Origin of the sequence: Arthrobacter sp. NicSoilB8 (assembly GCF_019977355.1) — a bacterium.
Taxonomy (GTDB): Bacteria; Actinomycetota; Actinomycetes; order Actinomycetales; family Micrococcaceae; genus Arthrobacter.
The window spans coordinates 2,551,913-2,570,900 of record NZ_AP024655.1 but is presented as its reverse complement, the minus strand read 5'-3'; the positions used below and the strand labels follow the sequence as shown (position 1 = coordinate 2,570,900).

Genomic DNA, 18,988 nt, shown 5'->3' with positions numbered 1-18,988 from the left:
GAACTGTGTACTGAACTGCACTGTGGACTGAACTGCACTGTGGACTGAACAGCTCTGTGTACTGAACTGCATGCCATCAGGCGGAGCGGCGCTGATCATCGCGGTCCTGGGCACCACGCGGCCCGGGGACTGGCCGGCCTCCCACACGGCCTCGAACATGCTGAACCCCGGCACCCGGCTGCGCACCCCGGAATAGACTGTGCGCATGGACGGCTTGCCCGCGGCGCGCCGCCGCCGCACAGTGTTCAGCATCAGGTGCCGCGCAGCGGCTGCCGTGGCTGTGCTCGGCGTTGCCGCGTCCTGCAGCGCGGGTCCCGGCGGCGGACCCGCGGGACCGGCGTCGACGCAGCCCGCGGCGACGCAGCCCGCTGCGACGGCGGGTACCGCCGCCACAGGGCCAGTCACGGCGGAGATCAGCCAGTTCCGCGACAACTACGCCAAACAGATCATCGAAATTCAGCTGACCAACACCACGGGCGGTGCCCTGAGGGTCCTTGGCGCGGAACTGACCAGCCCTCTCTTCGCGGGACAGATCACCTGGCAGGCGACCGCGGGCGGGATCGAGCTGCCGCCGGGCCAGACGAAGAGCCTGCCGGCATCGCTGCCCGCTCCGGAATGCGGCAGTCCCGCACCAACCCCGGCCGCGCCCGGAGCGGCATCGGGCGACGACGGTAGCGCCCAGGTGTCCCTCCGGCTGATGTTGCCGGAGAGTTCTGTGCCGGAGAGTTCTGTGCCGGAAAGTGGTGTGCCGGAAAGTGGTGTGCCGGAAAGTGGTGGGCCGGAAAGTGGTGGGCCGGAAAGTGGTGGGCCCGCTGCCGCCGCGACGGCCCCGGCTGCCGACCCGTTCGGCGTCCTGGTGCGAAATAACGCCGAGATGTGCGTGACCCGGGCGGCCGCGGCCGTGGCCGCCATGATGCTGGCTCCGGACCTTGAGGTCGCCGCGGACGGGCGGACCGCCGTCGTGCGTCTGCTGATCACACCCCGCGCGGCCGGCGGGACGGCCGCGGCCGGGGAGCTGGTGCTGGAACGGATTGAGGAAACCACCCTGCTGGCGGAGGCCCCGCAAGCCCCGTGGCCGCATGACCTGACGCTCCGCGCAGGCGGTTTCCCGGTGGAACTGCGGCTCGGCATCAGGCCCGCCCGCTGTGATCCCCACGCCGTGGCGGAGGACAAGGTGGGCACACTCCTGCCGCTCCGGGTCAGCGTGGGGGGCAGGCAGGGTGTCCTGAAAATCGACGCAGGCGACAAACTTCGCGGCCGGATCTACGAATTTGTTACAACGGCTTGCGGTCGCCAGTAGTCTGAGGGCATGTCCTTTGACGCCAGGCCCACCGATTTCAGCGCCGCCCGGATTCAGGAGGCCGTCCAGGAGATTCTGGGCGCGGGTATCCTTCCACACATTGTCCAGGCGGGGCATCCGGTGCTCCGGCACGTGGCGGCCCCGTACGAGGGCCAGTTGAGCGACGCCGAACTCGGTCACCTGATCGACCTCATGCGCAGCGTGATGCACAAGGCCCCGGGCGTTGGCCTGGCGGCCCCGCAGCTGGGAATTCCGCTGCAGATCGCCGTTCTGGAGGACCAGTTCGCCGTAGATCCCGAAGTTGCGGCCGTTCGCGGGCGTGAGCCGCTGCCGTTCTTTGCCATGCTGAACCCGCGCTACCAGCCCCTCGGCACCACCTCCTTGGCCTTCTACGAAGGCTGCCTCTCCATCGGGGGCCTGCAGGCTGCGGTGCTGCGGCCGGAATCTGTCCGGCTGGACTTCGCGGCCCCGGACGGGACACGGATGCAGCGGACTTTCACCGGCTGGCAGGCCAGGATCGTCCAGCATGAGACCGACCACCTCCACGGGATCCTGTTCCTGGACCGGGCCGAGCTGCGCTCCATCAGCAACAATGCCGAATATGCCGCCCGCTGGGCCCAACCGGACATCAGCCGTGCCCGGCTGGAACTCGGGTTCCTGCCGGACCCGACGGACGACTAGGGCTGCGGCGCCGGATTCCCGGCGGATGGCAGGTACCGGGCCCACCACTTCAGGATCTCGTCGAACCGCTGCTTTCGGTGGTGCGGGGTACCGGAGCGCGACAGCTCATGGTTTTCGCCCGGGAAGACCAGGAAACCGGTCTCGACCCCCAACTGCTTGAGGGCGGTGAAGTACCGCTGGCCCTGTTCCACAGGGCACCGAAGGTCGTCCTCGCTGTGAATCACCAGCGACGGCGTCCGAACATTGTGCACGCGCGCCATGGGACTCTGGGCCGCCATGCTTTCCGCCGAAGTGCCGGTGTATTCGCCGCCGAAGAACCAGCCGATGTCCGAAGAACCGGTGAAGCTCACAGGATCCAGGAAACCGCGCTCCACGATGGCCGCCCGGAAACGGTGGTCGTGGCTGATGGTCCACGCCGTCAGGTAACCGCCGTAGGATCCGCCCATGATTCCGACGTTGTCGGCGTCGAGGTCCTCGAACTTCGCCACGGCGCCGTCCAGGAAGGCGAGGACGTCCTGCATGTCCACGGTTCCCATCCGCTCCTTGATGAACCGCCCGTGATCCTGGCCGTAGCCGGCCGAACCCCGCGGATTGCACATGAGCACCGCGTAGCCGGCCCCGGCATACACTTGGGCCTCGTCGAAGAAGGCCGCGCTGAACTGGGCAAAGGGGCCGCCGTGGATGGTCAGCAGCACCGGGTGCGGCCCGGGGCCTGCCGGCTTCACAAGCCAGCCATGGACCGGGTACCCGTCGGCCGAGGGCAACGTGAGTTCCTGCGGCTCGCTGATGACCGCAGCGCTCCGCAACGGCGCGGAAAAATCCGTCAGGCGGCGCATCTGTCCGCCGTCGAGCACCCCAACATCTCCGGCCGTGGCCTGATCGCTGAAACTCAGCACCAGCGACCCTCCGCCGTCCGCGGCGCCGGTCACCACCCGGGGGCCAGCCAGGAGCACCGCGTGGCCGCCCGCCGCGTCGAACTCGTGCAGCTCCACAGTGCCGCGCGCATTGTTCAGCACCAGGGCGCCCGCGGCGCCGCGCAGCTCGATCCGGCTGCCGCCGGACAGGTCCAGGGTCTCGACGTCGCTGAGCGCCGTGGCGGTTCCGCCGGCGGCCGGCATCGCGTAAAGGGCGGTGTTCCTGGCCACGAAGTCGCGGCCGGATTCGCCCAGGTCCTGGGCGAGGAAGAACAGCCACTGCCCGTCGGCGGACTGGCGCACCGCACTGACGGCCTGCCGTCCGGTGTTGGCCGGCAGGACGGCCTGCGGCTGCCCGCCGGCGGTCGGGACCGAGTAGATTCCGCTCGCGAGGTCGGTGTCGCGGCCCTCGTGAAGGGCCGCGGTGAAGAAGATGGCGGCGCCGTCGGCGCTGAAGCTGGCGCCGTTATGGTCGGCGGCCCCGGTGGTGAGTTGCGTGGCGACCGGAAGCAGGCCGGCGGCTGACTCCGCAGGCCCGGCTGCCGCGCCGAGAGCCTCCAAAGCGCGTCCGGCCGGGGCCACCTTCGGTTCGGCGTCCAGCTGCGGCACCTCGACGAGAAACAGCTGCAGCGGCTTGTCGGCCGTGTAGCCGAGGCCGTTCATCCGGTACTGGAAATCGGTGATCAGCCGGGCGTCCTCACTGCCTGCGCCGACGCCGTCGATGCTGCCGTACCTGCCCTCGTCCGGGGTCCTGGCACTGAACACGATGCTGCGGGAATCGGGTGACCAGGCAAAGGAGCTCACCCCCAGCGGAGCTGCCGTTAGCGGCTGGGGTTCACCGCCTGCTGCTTCCACCACGTGGAGCTGCGGCTTCCCGCCGGCCGCCGCGCGCAGGAATCCGAGGACCTGGCCGTCCGGCGAAAAGTCCGGCGCCGTGTCACGGAAACCGCGCGTCAGCCTACGCGGCCGCTGGCCCGGATCCAGACGGCCCGAATCTGTCGAGTCCCGGTTTCCCGAATCCCCGTCCTCTGACTGCGCGTTCCTTGACACCGGGGCCTCCGGGGCCGGGCCCAGCGGGACAGTCCACAACTGGCCCACGTAGGCGTCGGCATCGAAGTCCGGGCGGATCACGGACACCACGGCCCGGGAGCCGTCGGGATGCACGGCGGGGGCGGAGACGGAATTGAGCAGCGGCAGATGTTCAGATTTCACGCTTGCGAGCCTAACCCTTGGTGCGCGCGCTGTGAAACACCTCACGTGTTACCGGTGCGGCGCGGACACAGGCCCTCGAGCGGCTGCCCCGCAGGGCGCAGTCCCGCATGGCGGCTCCGGGCGCCGCGCATAGGATGAAGGTATGCCTCCTGCCCGTGACATCCCGCTGCTGTGCCCAGTGTGCCGGAACCCCTTGCGGTTTGGCGGCGACGGCGCGCCTACCCTCGCGTGCGGCGCCGGCCACAGCTTCGATGCGGCCAAGCAGGGGTACTTCAACTTCCTGGTCGGCAAGGGCACCGTGTTTGAGGCGGACACCGCAGACATGGTGGCGGCGCGCTTCGATTTCCTCTCCGCAGGGCACTATCAGCCGCTCGCCGATGCCGTGGCCGAACTGGCCATGCCGGCGCTCGCCGCGGCCCCCGGTATCCGGCCCGCGGTGCTCGACGCCGGCACAGGCACCGGCCACTACCTCAGGACCGTGTTGGACCGGGCTGCGCTGGAAAGTTCCCCGCTGGAAAGTGCTGCGCTGGAAAGTGGTTCGGCCGACAGTGCCTCGCCCGGGCGTGTTCCGGCCGCGGCGATCGGCCTGGACATTTCCAAATTCGCCCTGCGCCGTGCCGCCAGGATGAACCCGGACGCGGTGAACGTGGTCGCGGATGTCTGGCAGCCCCTGCCGGTCGCGGACGCCGCCGTCGACGTCGTGACGGTGGTCTTTGCACCGCGCAACGCGGCCGAGTTCGCCCGAGTGCTCCGCCCCGGCGGCCGCCTGGTAGTGGTCACCCCGCGGCCCGGTCATCTGGCGGAGATCGCCGGCCAAGCCGGGATGCTCGGGATCGAGCCGGCCAAGGACGAGCGCCTCGCGGCCTCCCTGGACCGGAACTTCACTCCCGCCGGGGCCAGGGACCTGGACCTGGCGTTGTTCCTGAGCCCTCGGGACGTCGCCAACCTTGCCCTCATGGGGCCGGCAGGCCACCACCTGGACCGCACCGGACTCGCCGCCCTAGAGGACGGACTTCCACAACGGACGTCCGTCTCGGCCCGGTTCCGCATCAGCGTGTTTGAGAGAAATCATCCCGGCAAGTAACGACTTGGCCACTTTGCCCATGAATTCCCGGCGGCCGGTCCCAGCGATTGCCCTTCCGCTTAGGATGGAAAGACAGTTACTGGGGAGCTGCGCCTTCCGCTCCCGGAACTCAAGGGGGAATTGATGTCTGAATGGCTGGCCGAGAACTGGTGGGCTTTGTGGCTCACGCTCTTCCTCCTGTTTGCCGTGGTCGAGATGATCACCCTTGACCTGTTCTTCATCATGCTCGGTGGCGGTGCCCTCGCAGGTCTCGTGGCGGACTTTGCCGGAGCGGATCTGTGGCTGCAGATCATTGCCTTCTGCGTGGTGTCCCTGCTCATGATCGGCTTCGTCCGGCCGGTGGCCCTCAAGCATCTCCACAAGGGGCCCGCGGACCGGCGGACCAATATCGAAAGACTCATCGGCGAATCCGCCATCGTCATGGAGGCCGTGAGCGAAAGCGGCGGGCTCGTCAAGATTGGCGGGGACGTCTGGAGCGCCCGGTCCGAATCGGGAGTCCTGGTGCCCGGCCAGCAAGCCGTGGTCAGCGCCATCGACGGCGCCACGGCGATCGTGGCCCCGCAGCCGGAGTCGGCCATCCAATAACACGGCACCACGACGTCCTGCGGGCAGTGAAGGCAGCCAGCCGTTGATCGGCCGCAGCGAGACAAAGACCAAACAAACTGGGGAATAGGTGATGTATGGATATCGCAGTCGCAATTGTGCTGCTGGTACTAATTGTGTTCGTAATTATTGTGCTGGTCCGATCGGTCCGGATCATTCCGCAGGCCCGGGCCGGCGTCGTCGAACGGCTGGGCAAGTACCAGCGCACCCTGAACCCCGGCCTCACGCTCCTCATTCCGTTCGTGGACCGCTTGCTGCCGCTGCTCGACCTGCGCGAGCAGGTGGTTTCCTTTCCGCCTCAGCCCGTCATCACCGAGGACAACCTGGTGGTCTCGATCGACACCGTGGTCTACTTCCAGGTCACTGATGCCCGGGCCGCCACCTATGAGATCGCCAACTACATCCAGGCCGTGGAACAGCTGACCACCACGACGCTCCGCAACGTGGTCGGCGGACTCAACCTCGAGGAAGCCCTGACGTCGCGCGACCAGATCAACGGCCAGCTCCGCGGAGTCCTCGACGAGGCTACCGGGCGCTGGGGCATTCGGGTGTCCCGGGTGGAGCTCAAGGCGATTGACCCGCCCCACTCGATCCAGGATTCGATGGAGAAGCAGATGCGGGCCGAACGTGACCGCCGTGCCGCCATCCTGACCGCGGAAGGCACCAAGCAGTCCGCTATCCTCACCGCCGAGGGACAGCGCCAGTCCTCCATCCTGAAGGCCGAAGGCGACGCCAAGGCCGCGATCCTGCGCGCCGACGGCGAGGCGCAGGCCATCCAGAAGGTCTTCGACGCGATCCACAAAGGCAACCCGGACCCGAAGCTACTGGCCTACCAGTACCTCCAGACCCTCCCGAAGATCGCCGAAGGCACGTCGAACAAGCTGTGGATCATTCCCAGCGAGCTTGGCGAGGCACTCAAGGGGATCGGCGGCGTCCTGGGGGCCGGGACTGCACCTCAGGCGGCGTCGACGACGGAGGTCACCCCGCAGGCATCGCCGGATGGTGCCGACAACCCAGGGAGCCGGCTTTAGCCCCCGCTCCGTTTGTGGATTGTCAGGGCGCGCTTCGAATTCAGGGCGCCGCGGGCTTCACCGCGTAGTCAACGGCGCCCGTTCAGCCCTCCGCAGGCCCCCGCTTGTCAGGCCCTTTGGCCGGCCAAGCGGAGGCCTGACGGCTGTAAGCACAACCAGGCGCGTAGTGCGTACGCAATTCACGCCGCCCGGCTACTCGCTTTACCTCGGGTGCGCCACTCCCGTATACTTGAATATTTGTCCGGCCGGTTCAGCCGCCCGGAACAAAAACGCTCCGCACAGCGTTGATTCCAATGACGTGCCAAACAGTTTTTGTCCACTGGTGACTGTCACCTGGCCCGGAACTGCGGGCCAGTTACAGTACAGCGCAGTGCAACCAGATATCCGGCGCCTGACGGTCCCCGGATAACGCAGGGCTGGACCCTGCGAACCGAATAGAGGGAGAAAAGATGAGCGATCGCAGCCTGCGGGGTATGCGCCTTGGCGCACAGAGCATGGAGACCGAATCCGGCGTCGAACCGGCTCCGCGCCAGCGGGTTGAATACCGTTGCGAGGACGGCGAGCAGGTGTTCGTGACGTTCTCCTCGGAAGCCGAAATCCCCCCGGTTTGGGTTTCGAAGACGGGCAAAGAGGCCTTGCTGGTGGACGGCGAACGCCCCGTCAACAGCAACGAAAAGGCAGTGCGCACGCACTGGGACATGCTGCTGGAACGCCGCAGCCTCCCCGAGCTTGAGCAGATCCTCGAAGACCGCCTGACGATCCTGCGCGAACGCCGCGGCGAACGCCGCTCGGCCTAGACAGCCGGCGCACCCGCCACCTCAAGCAACGCGGGGTCACTTACGGCCCATCCTGATACCTAGGATGGGCCGTAAGTGACCCCGCGTTGCTTTGTACTGGAAGTGACCGCGCGTTGCTTTATGAAGGGCCGGTCCCGCTTCGCCACTCAGACGATGCGGGACCGGCCCTTTGCGGATCCCTGCCGGGGCGCAGCGGCCCCGGCTGGCTTATTTTCCGGTCGCTCTGCCCGGAAGTTTCCCGGTGAGCGTGTTCCAGCGGGCGGTCAGGCCCCATTTGGTGACGTTGATCATGGCTTCGACCACGATGTTGCCGCTCATCTTCGAATCGCCCAGTTCGCGCTCGACGAAGGTGATGGGGCGTTCCACGATCGTCAGGCCAAGCTTGGCCACGCGCCAGGCCAGGTCCACCTGGAAGCCGTAGCCGACCGAGTCCACCTCATCCAGGTTCAGCTTCTCAAGAGTGGTCCGCCGGAAGGCACGGAAGCCGCCGGTGACATCCTTGATCTTCACGCCCAGCATGATCCGGGCGTAGGTGCTGCCGACCCGGCTGATGGCCTGCCGGTACAGCGGCCAGTTCACCACGCTGCCGCCGGGAACCCAGCGCGAGCCCATGGCGAGGTCCGCGCCCTGCTCCACTGCCTCGATCAGCTGGGGCAGCTGCTCGGGCTGGTGCGAGCCGTCGGCGTCCATCTCCACGAGGATGTCGTAGCCGGCGTCCAGGCCCCACTTGAAGCCGGCAATGTACGCTGCGCCCAGGCCGGCCTTTCCGGCCCGGTGCAGGACGTGGACCTGGCCGTCTTCGGCGGCGATGCGGTCCGCCAGCTGCCCCGTGCCGTCGGGGCTGTTGTCATCGACAACCAGCACATCGGAGGCCGGCACGGCTGTGCGCAGGCGACCGAGCGTCTTGGGCAACGATTCCAGCTCGTTGTAGGTGGGGATGATGGTGAGGACACGCACAGCGAGGCCTTTCCTTGAAGGGAGCGGTCGGTGCGCCGGCAGAGAATCGTTCTACAGTGCCAGGCGCAACTTCCCATTATAGGGAGTTGTGCGCCCACGACGGTCCGCATGACCCCACCGGGCAGGTCCACCCGCTTCGGGCCAGTTCCGGCAGGCCTGAATATTGTGGCGCCGGAACCGTTTTCTGCTGCGAAGTAGACCCGCCCCCTCGGGGTGCCCGTGGTCATGACCAGTAAAGCTCCCGCGGGTGCGGCAACCTGGAATGGACCGGGGACTACCGGAGCCTGCGGCGTACGCAACCCTCCGTTGACCCTCAATGCTACGGGCGTGCCCCGATCTGTCAACCGAGCCGTGACCTGCCGCTATATCCATCGTCCCAGTTCAGGGAGGGGTCCGGCATGCCAATGTTTCGTTCCGGGCGCCGGGATGACGGGCGATGACGAGGGCCGGGATGACGGGCGTTGATGACCCGGCCAGGACCAGCCTCCGCGGCGCGGCTGGAGGCAGGATCAGGCGCCGAGGGCACCGCTGGCATAGAGTTCCCGGCCGTCACGCACGGTCTGAAGGCAGACAGGATCGTTGCCCGTGTCCAGCGCCGGCAGGAGCGGCGTGCGGGCACGGGGGTCGGTGCTCCAGGACTGCACCCGGCCGTCGGCGACCTGCACCATGAGTTCCTCGACCTCCCAGACCGCGAAGCTCGCCGGAGCCCCCGGCACCAGCTGCCCGGCCATCGGATTGCGGTACCGTGCTGCGCGCCAGCCGGCCCGGGTGTGGCCCAGGAACGCGGCGCGCGCCGAGATCCGTTCTGCCGGGTTGGTATGCTCAAGGCACGCGCGCACGCTGGACCACGGCCGCAGCGGGGTGACGGGGCTGTCGCTGCCGAAGCAGATCGGCACGCCGGCCGCGTAGAGACTGGCAAAGGCATTCATTCCGAGCTGGCGGGAGTCGAGGCGCCGCTGGTACAGGCTGTCCGTGCCGCCCCACAGGGCGTCGAAGACCGGCTGGGCGCTGACCGTGACGGAATAGCGGGCCAGCCGGCTGATGGCCGCGGCATCCGCGAGCTCGACGTGTTCGAAACGGTGCCCCGCAGCGCGGACCTTCTGCTCCCCCACTTCGGCTGCGGCCAGGTCGAGTGCGTCCAGGGCCGCGTCCAGGCCCGCGTCGCCGATCACGTGAAAACCTGCCTGGATCCCGAGCAGCGAACACGCGGCAAGGTGGGCGGCCGCCTCGGCCACGGAGAGGTACTGGGTGCCGCGCTCCCCCGGCGCGTCGGCGTAGTCGGCACGCAGGGATGCTGTCCGTGAGCCGATCGAACCGTCAATGTTGAGGTCACCGGCGAGGCCCAGGACCGGCACGCCCAATCCGTCCAGAATGGACCGGGCATGGTCCGCGGAGGCGGCAAGCTCACCCCAATACGGAAGGATCTCCGGCACGCTCGCCCCGTCGGTGGCATCGTTCCAGGCCGCCGCGGCCTGCAGGTCCTCGATGCTCCCGATGTGCGGGGCCGCCATTTCGGCAAGGGCCACATACCCGTTGGCGGCCGCCTCGGCGAGGGCGCGCTGCTGGTAGCCGCGCAGGGCGCCGGCCGGAAGCTGCCGGGCCGCCAGGCGTGCCGCGGTGTGCGCGCCGCGTTTGACCTGGCTGCCGGCGGCGTAGCCATCTCGACCGTCCAGTGCCGCCGACGCCGCCAGGGAACTCGAGACCAGGGCAGAGTGGGCATCCACCCGGGACAGGAAGACCCGGCGGCCGCCGGCGGCCCGCTCAAGCTCGTCCCGGGTGGGCAGTGCGGGATCGGCCCACGTGGTCTCGTCCCAGCCGTGGCCCAGCACGGTACCGTCCGCGCCGGAAGCGGAGTGGCTGAAGGCGGCGACGGCGTCGAGCAGTTCAGCGGCCGAGCGCACCCCGGCGAGCTGCAGCGCATCCAGCGCAATGCCCGTTTCGGTCAGGTGGACGTGGGAATCGACGAAGCCCGGGGCCAGGAGTGCGCCCTGCAGATCGATCACGTCCATGGAGGAGTCCGCAATGGACGTGGCCGCCTGCTCGGAGCCGACCCAGGCGACAGTGTCGCCATCGACCAGCATCGCGGTCGCAAAGGGATCGGCCGCGGTGTAGACGGAGCCGTTGCGGTACAGCGTGACTTTGCGGGGGGCGGGGGCGGCCGGCGAATCGGTCATGGGACGGGAACTCCTTGTAACTGGTGGCCGGCCAGCGCCGGCGTGTTCGAAATGCTCGGAAGGGCTCTGTGGGACCTCCACATACGCCGGCGCTACGCCACGGAGGAATAGGCGACGACGCCGCGCTTGATGAGCTTGATGGCGTCCGCGCACAGCCGCGCGATCCGGGGGTCCAGGTTCGGGATGTCGGCGAGCTGATCCAGGAGGTCAATCACCTGTTTGACCCAGCGGACGAAGTCACCCGCGGCAAGGTCTGTGCCGCTCAGGACCTCCTGGAGGTGCCGGCCCTTGGCCCACTTGAAGATCGGCCAGACAAGGCCGAGTTCAGGCTCGCCGGTGAGCGGCAGCTTGTTCGCTTCCTCCACGTCTTCCAGGGCGGACCACTCGCGGACCACGGTGTCCACCGCGGATTCCAGTGAGATGCTGGGCATCTTGGGCCGCAGGCCGCGGTCCTCGCGCTTGGCCTGGTAAACGAGCGTGCTGGCCAGGGCGGCGATTTCGGCGGCGTCGACGTCGTTGAATGCGCCCATCCGCAGGGACTGCGAGATGAGCAGGTCCTTCTCGCCGTAGATCCGCCGCAGCCGCTGCCCGTCCGGGCTGATGGAGAGCACGCCGGTGTCCGAGGTCTCCAGGTAGCCGTAGCTCGTCAGGACCCCGCACACGCGGTCAAACGTCTTGGCGATCGTGTTGGTCCGGCCCTGGATCTGGCGTATCAGCCCGTCCGTTTCCTGGCGGAGCTTCCACCAGCGTTCGGACCAGCGGGCGTGGTCCTCGCGTTCGCTGCAGCCGTGGCACGGGTGGGCGCGGAGCTCCCGGCGCAACTCGGCGATCCGCTTCTCCTGGCTGGGTGCGGCCGCGGACCGGCCGAAGTCCTCGTCGCGGCGCGCCGGCGCCGGCGGCCGGTGCTCGCGGATGGCGTTGCGCACCGAGGACGCCAAATCGCGGCGGGACTTGGGGACCTTGGCGTTGAACGTCTTCGGAATCCTGATCCGGGTGATCGGCGATAACGGACCTTCAACGTCGTGCAGGCCGATCCGGCGGAGCTGGTTGTCCATCGTCATGACGGCCGGGCGGGGCTCCCGGGATTCGTGGTCGGAACTGAGCACCACCGCGAGGCCCGGCGACTTGCCGGCCGGAACATCCACCACGTCGCCTGGCAGCAGCCGGCTCAGCGAGTCCTCAGTAAGGGACTTCGCGGCCCGGGAGCTGCTCCTGGAGGCGGTCTTCTCGGCATCGGCCAGGGCGCGCCGCAGCCGCGCGTATTCGGTGAAGTCCCCCAAATGGCACGTCATGGACTTGCTGAACCCGGTGAGGGATTCCTCCCGGCTCCTGACCTGCCGGGCCAGGCCGACGACGGACCGGTCCGCCTGGAACTGCGCAAAGGACGATTCGAGGATCTCGCGGGCGCGGGGCCGGCCGAACTGTGCCAGGAGGTTGATGGACATGTTGTACGTGGGCCGGAAACTCGAGTTCAGCGGGTAGGTCCGCCGCGAGGCAAGGCCGGCCACGGCGGCCGGGTCGGTGCCGGGCTGCCACAGGACCACGGCGTGGCCTTCGACGTCGATGCCGCGGCGCCCGGCCCGGCCCGTCAGCTGGGTGTACTCCCCCGCCGTGATGTTCACGTGCGCCTCGCCGTTGAACTTGTCCAGCTTCTCCAGCACGACGCAGCGGGCCGGCATGTTGACGCCAAGGGCCAGCGTCTCGGTGGCGAAGACGGCCTTGACCAGCCCGTCGACGAACAGTTTCTCCACGACCTCCTTGAAGGTCGGCAGCATGCCCGCGTGGTGCGCGGCCAGCCCCCGCAGCAGGCCGTCCCGCCAGCTCCAGAAACCGAGCACATCGAGGTCATCCGAGGGGATGTCCTGGGCGGCTTCATCGACGCGCTGGGCGATGATCTGCTGCTCCCGCTCGGTGGTCAGCCAGAGCCCGGCGGAGACGCACTGGGCCACTGCCGCATCGCAGCCGGCGCGGGAGAAGATGAAAGTGATGGCCGGCAGGAGGTCCTGACGGTCCAGGCTGGCAATGACCTGGGGCCGGCTGGCCTTTCGCACCGGGCTGCGCTGGCCGCCCTGCGGTTCGTCCCGCTGGCCGCGCTGGTTTCGCTGCTGGCGCTGGTTCCGGCCGCCGTGGCCAAAGCGGCCGCGGAAGTTCATCTGGCTCTCGGCCCGTGCCATGGAGAGCAGCTCGGGGTTGACCTCGAAGCCGGCCCGCTCGGAGATCACGCCGGTCCCCGCGGTTTCCGCCGTGGCAGCAACGTTGTCCTCGCCCGCGGGCGCGATTTCATCAAAGGTTGTGTCGCCGGCGAAAAGGTCCACGATCTTCCGGCCCACCATGACGTGCTGCCACAGCGGCACCGGGCGGTGCTCGGAGACGATCACGTCGGTCTGTCCGCGGACTGTGTCGAGCCAGGCACCGAACTCCTCGGCGTTGGAGACCGTGGCACTCAGCGACGCCACCTGGACTTCGCTGGGCAGGTGGATGATGACCTCCTCCCAGACAGCGCCGCGGAACCGGTCCGCCAGGTAGTGGACCTCGTCCATGACGACGAACCCGAGGTCGTCCAGGGTGTCCGAATCCGCGTACAGCATGTTGCGGAGCACTTCGGTGGTCATGACCACCACGGGGGCGTCGCCGTTGATGCTGGTGTCGCCGGTGAGCAGGCCCACCTGGGCGGCGCCATACTTGGCGGCCAGCTCGGCATACTTCTGGTTGCTCAGGGCCTTGATGGGCGTAGTGTAGAACGCCTTGAGCCCGCGCTGGAGGGCCAGGTAGATGGCAAACTCCCCGACGATCGTCTTCCCGGCACCGGTCGGGGCGGCCACCAGCACGCCACGGCCGGCCTGCAGTGACAGGCACGCCTCGCGTTGAAAATCATCGAGCTCGAATTCGAGCGAGCGGATGAATCCGCCCAGATAGGTCTTGGCTTCGGCGGCCCGCTCGACGCTGGCGCGGTAACGTTCGGACGGTGACTCCGGCCCGGGGTTTAACGACATGCTTCCAGCCTAATGCGCGAAAGCCTACAGATTCTCCAGCTCGGTGCTGGGGGTGGCCTGGTCGGCGGTGGCTTCGGTCTCGGCGGCGCGCTTGACGGCGCGCCGTTCGCGCCGGCGGTCGTTGAGCAGGCAGAGCCCGATTGCGGCGAAGAACAGCGCCAGCATGGGCACTGCGAGGTAGAACATGCTCATCGCGTCGGCCCCGGGTGCGGCCATCGCGGCGAACAGGCAGACCAGGAACACGGTGATCCGCCAGCTCTTGACCAGCTGCTGGCCCTTGATGAGGCCGGCCAGGTTCAGCCCGAACAGGACCACCGGGAGCAGGAAGGCGATGCCGAAGGCAAGGAGCAGCCGGAGGACGAAGGACAGGTACACCTGGGCGCTGATGAAGTTGGAGCCGCCCGACGGCGTGAAATCGGTCAGGACGCGCACGGCGTTCGGCAGCACCATCCAGGCCAGCAGGACCCCGCCGATGAACAGCGGCACGGCCGCTGCCACGAAGGACAGGGCCAGGCGTCGTTCCTTCTTGTGGAGCCCGGGCACAATGAAGGCCCACAGCTGGTACAGCCAGACGGGGCTGGCGATGATCAGGCCCAGGAACACGGAGACCTGGATCATGAGGTCGAACGAGCTTGCGACGCCGTCAAAGTTCAGGGTGGCCTGGCGGCCCTCGTGCCCGTTGAGGTCACGGATCGGCTTGATCAGCGCCGCCAGCATCGGCTGGTAGACGAGGAACCCCAGCACGGTCCCGATGACGACGGCGATTGCCGCCTTGAACAGCCGGTTGCGCAGCTCTTTCAGGTGGTCGAGGAGCGCCATCCTCCCCTCGGGGTTCGATCGACGGCTCATGGTTACTGCCATGCGGTCTTAGGCGCGGGTCGACGGCGGAACGTCGGTGCCGTCGCCCGTGCGGCTTTCCGGTGCGCCGGCCTGCGGGTGGTTGATGACCCGGCCTTCGACCGGCTCCGAGCCGTCCTTGGCGTCGGAGGTGCCGTCCTTCTTCATTTCCCGGACTTCCGACTTGAAAATGCGCATCGACTGGCCCAGGCTGCGGGCCATGCCCGGCAGCTTCGGTGCTGCGAACAGCACCAGTGCCAGAACGATGATGATGATGAGATGCCAGCCTTCAAGCCTCATGTCGTGAGGTCCTTTCGTTTGAATACATCCTATGTCTAACCCAATTCAATGTCGCGCAGCGCCTGAGGCTGCCCGCGGCTCTTCTTGCGCTGGATGCGGCGCAGCCTGCGGGCGTTTTGCCGGGAAAACTTGGATGCGTGGTAATCATGACGCATCCGGGCAGGTGAGGCAAAAACGGCGTCACCTGGTGTCGGCCGAGGGGCCCCGTCCGCGCCGTCCTCCGCACCGGTGGCGGAGCCGGCCGGCCCGGCTGCGGCGTCGGCGAATACCGGCGACGGCAGCCGGGAGAACCGGTCGGCTGCTTCACTCAGTTCCCCAAGCGTCGTCGTGAATTTCCGGAACAGCCGCACGCCGAGCAGGACGTAGAACAGCAGCGACAGCGAGACGAGCGCTATCCAAATGAGGATCCAGGACCACCAAGGCATGCTAATCAGTCTATCGGGCCGGCCGGGAAGTCTTCGTATTGCGCCAGGGCAGCGGCGAGCCACTGCCGGGACGCGTCCGCGAGGGCGCCGGGCTGCAGGATCCGCACCATGCCGCCGTGCTGGGCGACGAACGTCGGGAGCCAGTCGGTGCTGCCAAACCGGATTTCGGCGAGCATGCCGCCGCCGGGCAGCGGCGCGGTCCGTTCGGCATAGTAGTCGTCGGCCAGTCCGGTGCCGCGGGGCGCCAGTTCGACGACCACCAGCGTGTCGTCGTCGTTGGGGGTGAACAGCTTCACCGGGAAGCCGTCCAGCGGCTTGGCAGTCCCGGCTGCCGGCCGCCCGTTGGGGGTCAGGGCCTCGATCCGGTCCAGGCGGAAGTTGCGCAGCCCCCGGGCGGAGTGGCAGTACGCCTCGAGGTACCACGTGTTGTCCAGCGAGTAGAGCCGCAAGGGGTCGACGTCGCGCTCGGACACGGCGTCGCGTTGCGGCGAGAAGTACACCAAGTGAAGCTGGGCGCCGGACCGGATCGCGGAGCGCGCGGTCTCGAGGGTGGCGGAGTTGCCAGGTGCCACCTCGGGGCCGGAGAGCGCGGCGGCCTTGAGCCCCTCCTCCCCTGCCGCGGCCATGAGCTTGAGCGTCACCGATTCGAGCGCGCCGCCCTCGGCGACCTCGGGCAGACCGTTCAGGGTTTCCAGGCCCGTCAGGAGGGCGCAGGCCTCATCCACGGTGAAACGGACGGGGCGGGTCAGGTCCAGGGCCTGGGTGATGAAGACGTGGTCAGTGTCCCACTGAATGTCCAGCAGATCGTCGGGGTAGCCTTCGGGCAGTCCCGAACAAATGAGGATCCGCAGGTCGTCCTCGAGCTCTTTGCGGGTGATCCCGAACCTGGCGGCGACCTCGCTGATGTGCAGCCCCTGGTTGTGGACGAGGAACGGCACGAGTTGCAGCATCCGTTTGAGCTGGTCCTCTGACGTGCGTTTGCGGCTCCGCGCCGCGTGCCCGGCGTCCGGGAAGGCCACGTCAGGAACCGGCCGGGCGGCGAACCCGGCGGCTGCTGTGAGGCGGCGGCGGACGGCGGCGGCGAGGTCGGGAGGCGAAACCACCCTGACCCGGGGGCCGTAGGACGCGAGTTCCTCGGCGAGCGTTTCGGCGTCGCGGAAGGGCACGGTGAGGCGGTCGGTTCCGGTCGCCGGATGCGCAGCGTGTTCCGGTGTGGCGGATTCCGGTGCAGCGTGTTCCGGTGTGGCGCCGGACGCCGCCACGGCGCGCTTTCGGAGCCCCAGCAGCCGTCCCTGCTCGACGTCGACGACGGCGGTCTGCACCGGCAGCTCGGGCAGTCCCGCCAGCTCGGCGCGGACATTGAACCCTTCCGGGGGCTTGAAACTTTCCTTCTCCAGCACTGTCACGGCGGAGGTCAGGCGGGAGAGGCGGAAGAACCGTTTGTCCCCGCGGGCCCGGTCGTGGCCCACGAGGTACCACTGCCCGAAGCGGCTGCCGAGGCCCCACGGCTCCACCAGCCGCTCCTGCTCCTGGCCGGTGCTGCCGGCGAGGTAAGTGAAGCTGACCGGGTGCTGGGCGTGCATCGCGGACACCAGGTCTTCGAAAGCCTGGCCGGCGGGGCGGATGCGCGGCTGGACCGCGGCGGGGAGTCCGGCGTCGACGAGGCCGCCGGCGGCCTGCAGCTTGCGGACCGCGTCGAGGGCGGCGGAGCCGAGGGCGGCATGCTCCCAGAGCTGCGCCGCCAGGACGAGGACTGTGCACTCCTCTGGGGTGAGGCTGACATCGGGCAGCCGGTTCGATTCCTTGCCGATCCGGTAGCGGGTGGTCGCCGGGTCGTCGGAGCCCCAGCCCTTGTCCGTCACGGTTTCCACGTCGAACCCGAACCGGCGCAGCTCGCCCTTGTCGCGTTCGAACCTGCGGCCGAAGGCGACTTCACTGCTGGTGGTGTCGTGGTAAACCTTCTCGCGCAGCTCGCCGCGGCGCAGGCCGTATTTGGTGTTGAGCAGCGCGATGAGCAGGTTCAGGAGGCGTTCTGTACGTGAGGCGGACACCTCGCAAGGGTACTAAAGCCGGTCCGGGAAAATGACGAAAGCGCGGCAACAGCCGGAAGAACTTTTCCGATTGTTACCGCGCTCGCGCCCCCGGGGGCAAAACAGCCGGCTGAGTCAGTGGACTGAGTCAGCCGGCTGAGTCAGCCTGCGGCTATTGCTTGCGCGTGGGTGTCGTCCCTTAGCGGACGGCGACGAGGTCCACGACGAAAATCAGGGCCTCGTTGGGGCCGATTGCCCCGCCGGCGCCACGGGAGCCGTAAGCCAGTTCGGAGGGGATCTCGAGGCGGCGGCGGCCGCCGACCTTCATGCCCAGCAGGCCCTGGTCCCAGCCCTGGATGACCTGGCCGACGCCGACCCGGAAGTCCAGCGGCGCGCCGCGGCCCCAGGACGCGTCGAATTCTTCGCCGGTGGACCAGGCGACGCCCACGTAGTGGGTGGATACGGTGTCGCCGGCCTTGGCCTCGGCGCCGTCCCCTTCGATCAGGTCGGTGATGACCAGTTCGGTGGGGACGTCTCCTTCGGGGAATTCAATTTCGGGCTTCTCGCGGTCGAGGTTGCGCTGTCCAAATGACATGGTTGCTCCTTTGGGGTGACGTGTGGTGGATGCGGTGGATTACTTGACGCCGAGGATGTCGACGACGAAGACGAGGTCGCCCTTCGCGTCGCCTTGGCCCTGATCACCGTAGGCGAGGTCCTTCGGGACCACCAAAAGGACGCGGGAGCCGACCGTCTTGCCGGTCAGGCCCTGGGTCCAGCCCTTGATGACGCCGGTGAGCGGGAAAGTGGCCTTCTTGCCGCTTTCATAGCTGGAATCGAAGACCTTGCCGCTGGCGAGGGCAACACCCACGTAGTTGACCGTGATGGTGTCGGTCTCCTTGAGGGCCTGGCCCTTGCCCTTGATGAGGTCCTGGGAGATCAGCGCGGTCGGTGCGGCAACGCCCGCCACCGAGATCTCCGGCACGCCCTTGTCGTTGTCCTTCACGGTCGGCAGACCGGCCGGCGGGGTGACTGCGTCGCCCTCGGGCTTGTCCAGGACCGGCGGGGCGTCCTTGGCGGAGAGCACCTTGACGATCAGGAGCTGCGTCGGCTTGGCCTCCGTGCCCTCGGCCGCGGCCTGACCGGGGACGGCCAATGCAAGGTGGGAGCCGACCTTGGCGCCGACGAAGGCGTTGTAGATCACGGGGCTGCTGGTCTTGAGCTCGTCGTTCAGCTCCAGCGGCTCCGGATCATTCGGGAACGTGTCTTCGAGGGTGGAGCCGTCCGTGCCGTTGAAGGCCACGATCGAAATGTCGGCGATCTGGTTGGCCTTGACCCGGTCTCCGCTGCCCTCGGTGACCACCTTGACAGTGGCTTCCTTGACGTCGAGCGGCTTGGTGAATTCGACACCGGGGGCCTTCTTGTCACCGTTCTCCGTCAGCTTGACAGAGTCCAGCTTCGCGGTCTCACCCGCGGACTGGCTGGTGGGTTCCGGAGCGGGAGGCGCTTCGCTGCCGCCGCAGGCGGTCAGCAGCAGCAGTCCGGGAAGAAGAATAGCTAGTAGTCGGCGCACTTAGAAACTTTCGTCGAGGCAGGGTGGACTCAGTGCCGTTCGGTTTCCCGCGGCAAAGAAAGCAGCGGCCGCAAGGCGGC

Annotated in this window: 17 protein-coding genes; 7 read left to right on the top strand and 10 right to left on the bottom strand. The window is 68.0% G+C overall.

Annotated features, from left to right (window positions below):
* Positions 1 to 70 precede the first annotated feature (70 nt).
* The 3 genes from LDO15_RS23385 to LDO15_RS11505 are packed head-to-tail and all read left to right on the top strand — an operon-like array spanning position 71 to position 1,981.
* Positions 71 to 196: a hypothetical protein gene (locus LDO15_RS23385; RefSeq protein ID WP_263428126.1), complete on the top strand. Its 126-nt coding sequence runs from the start codon at positions 71 to 73 to the stop codon at positions 194 to 196.
* A gap of 9 nt (positions 197 to 205) precedes the next feature.
* Positions 206 to 1,300 (top strand): hypothetical protein, encoded by a 1,095-nt coding sequence (locus tag LDO15_RS11510; protein ID WP_223978951.1) that lies wholly within the window; start codon positions 206 to 208, stop codon positions 1,298 to 1,300.
* A 9-nt stretch (positions 1,301 to 1,309) separates the two neighbouring features.
* Positions 1,310 to 1,981 carry a peptide deformylase gene (locus LDO15_RS11505; RefSeq protein ID WP_223978949.1) on the top strand — a complete coding sequence of 224 codons (672 nt, stop codon included), beginning with the start codon at positions 1,310 to 1,312 and terminating at the stop codon, positions 1,979 to 1,981.
* Here LDO15_RS11505 and LDO15_RS11500 read toward each other — a convergent pair.
* Positions 1,978 to 4,107, bottom strand: a complete 2,130-nt coding sequence (locus LDO15_RS11500) for a S9 family peptidase (RefSeq protein ID WP_223978947.1) — start codon at positions 4,105 to 4,107, stop codon at positions 1,978 to 1,980. The genes LDO15_RS11505 and LDO15_RS11500 overlap by 4 nt on opposite strands.
* A 142-nt stretch (positions 4,108 to 4,249) precedes the next feature.
* On the opposite strand from LDO15_RS11500, the gene LDO15_RS11495 reads away from it, so the two are divergent.
* The 4 genes from LDO15_RS11495 (at position 4,250) to LDO15_RS11480 (ending at position 7,622) form a co-directional block, all read left to right on the top strand.
* A complete protein-coding gene (locus LDO15_RS11495) occupies positions 4,250 to 5,191 on the top strand; it encodes a putative RNA methyltransferase (protein WP_223978945.1) in 942 nt (313 codons plus the stop codon).
* A 123-nt stretch (positions 5,192 to 5,314) separates the two neighbouring features.
* A complete protein-coding gene (locus tag LDO15_RS11490; protein ID WP_223978943.1) occupies positions 5,315 to 5,776 on the top strand; it encodes an NfeD family protein in 462 nt (153 codons plus the stop codon).
* A gap of 95 nt (positions 5,777 to 5,871) precedes the next feature.
* Entirely contained in the window at positions 5,872 to 6,825 is a 954-nt protein-coding gene (locus tag LDO15_RS11485) for an SPFH domain-containing protein (protein ID WP_223978941.1), read from the top strand.
* Between the two features lie 449 nt (positions 6,826 to 7,274).
* Positions 7,275 to 7,622: an RNA polymerase-binding protein RbpA gene (locus LDO15_RS11480; RefSeq protein WP_026266329.1), complete on the top strand. Its 348-nt coding sequence runs from the start codon at positions 7,275 to 7,277 to the stop codon at positions 7,620 to 7,622.
* Positions 7,623 to 7,829: 207 nt separating this feature from the next.
* Here the strand turns inward: LDO15_RS11480 and LDO15_RS11475 are convergent, their stop codons facing one another.
* The 9 genes from LDO15_RS11475 to LDO15_RS11435 all read right to left on the bottom strand — a co-directional run bounded on the left by LDO15_RS11475 (position 7,830) and on the right by LDO15_RS11435 (position 18,908).
* Positions 7,830 to 8,579: a polyprenol monophosphomannose synthase gene (locus LDO15_RS11475; protein WP_223978939.1), complete on the bottom strand. Its 750-nt coding sequence runs from the start codon at positions 8,577 to 8,579 to the stop codon at positions 7,830 to 7,832.
* A gap of 509 nt (positions 8,580 to 9,088) precedes the next feature.
* Entirely contained in the window at positions 9,089 to 10,753 is a 1,665-nt protein-coding gene (locus tag LDO15_RS11470) for an amidohydrolase family protein (protein ID WP_223978937.1), read from the bottom strand.
* Between the two features lie 92 nt (positions 10,754 to 10,845).
* Positions 10,846 to 13,746 (bottom strand): DEAD/DEAH box helicase, encoded by a 2,901-nt coding sequence (locus tag LDO15_RS11465; protein ID WP_223978935.1) that lies wholly within the window; start codon positions 13,744 to 13,746, stop codon positions 10,846 to 10,848.
* A gap of 24 nt (positions 13,747 to 13,770) precedes the next feature.
* Entirely contained in the window at positions 13,771 to 14,565 is a 795-nt protein-coding gene (tatC, locus tag LDO15_RS11460; RefSeq protein WP_223987295.1) for a twin-arginine translocase subunit TatC, read from the bottom strand.
* 48 nt (positions 14,566 to 14,613) lie between these two features.
* Positions 14,614 to 14,883, bottom strand: a complete 270-nt coding sequence (tatA, locus tag LDO15_RS11455; protein ID WP_223978933.1) for a Sec-independent protein translocase subunit TatA — start codon at positions 14,881 to 14,883, stop codon at positions 14,614 to 14,616.
* 35 nt (positions 14,884 to 14,918) lie between these two features.
* On the bottom strand, positions 14,919 to 15,308 hold the full coding sequence (locus tag LDO15_RS11450; RefSeq protein ID WP_223978931.1) for an alkaline shock response membrane anchor protein AmaP: 390 nt from the start codon (positions 15,306 to 15,308) through the stop codon (positions 14,919 to 14,921).
* A gap of 5 nt (positions 15,309 to 15,313) precedes the next feature.
* Positions 15,314 to 17,359: a WYL domain-containing protein gene (locus LDO15_RS11445; protein ID WP_223978929.1), complete on the bottom strand. Its 2,046-nt coding sequence runs from the start codon at positions 17,357 to 17,359 to the stop codon at positions 15,314 to 15,316.
* 178 nt (positions 17,360 to 17,537) lie between these two features.
* A complete protein-coding gene (locus tag LDO15_RS11440; RefSeq protein WP_223978927.1) occupies positions 17,538 to 17,933 on the bottom strand; it encodes an FKBP-type peptidyl-prolyl cis-trans isomerase in 396 nt (131 codons plus the stop codon).
* A gap of 39 nt (positions 17,934 to 17,972) precedes the next feature.
* Positions 17,973 to 18,908 carry an FKBP-type peptidyl-prolyl cis-trans isomerase gene (locus LDO15_RS11435; protein WP_223978926.1) on the bottom strand — a complete coding sequence of 312 codons (936 nt, stop codon included), beginning with the start codon at positions 18,906 to 18,908 and terminating at the stop codon, positions 17,973 to 17,975.
* Positions 18,909 to 18,988 lie beyond the last annotated feature (80 nt).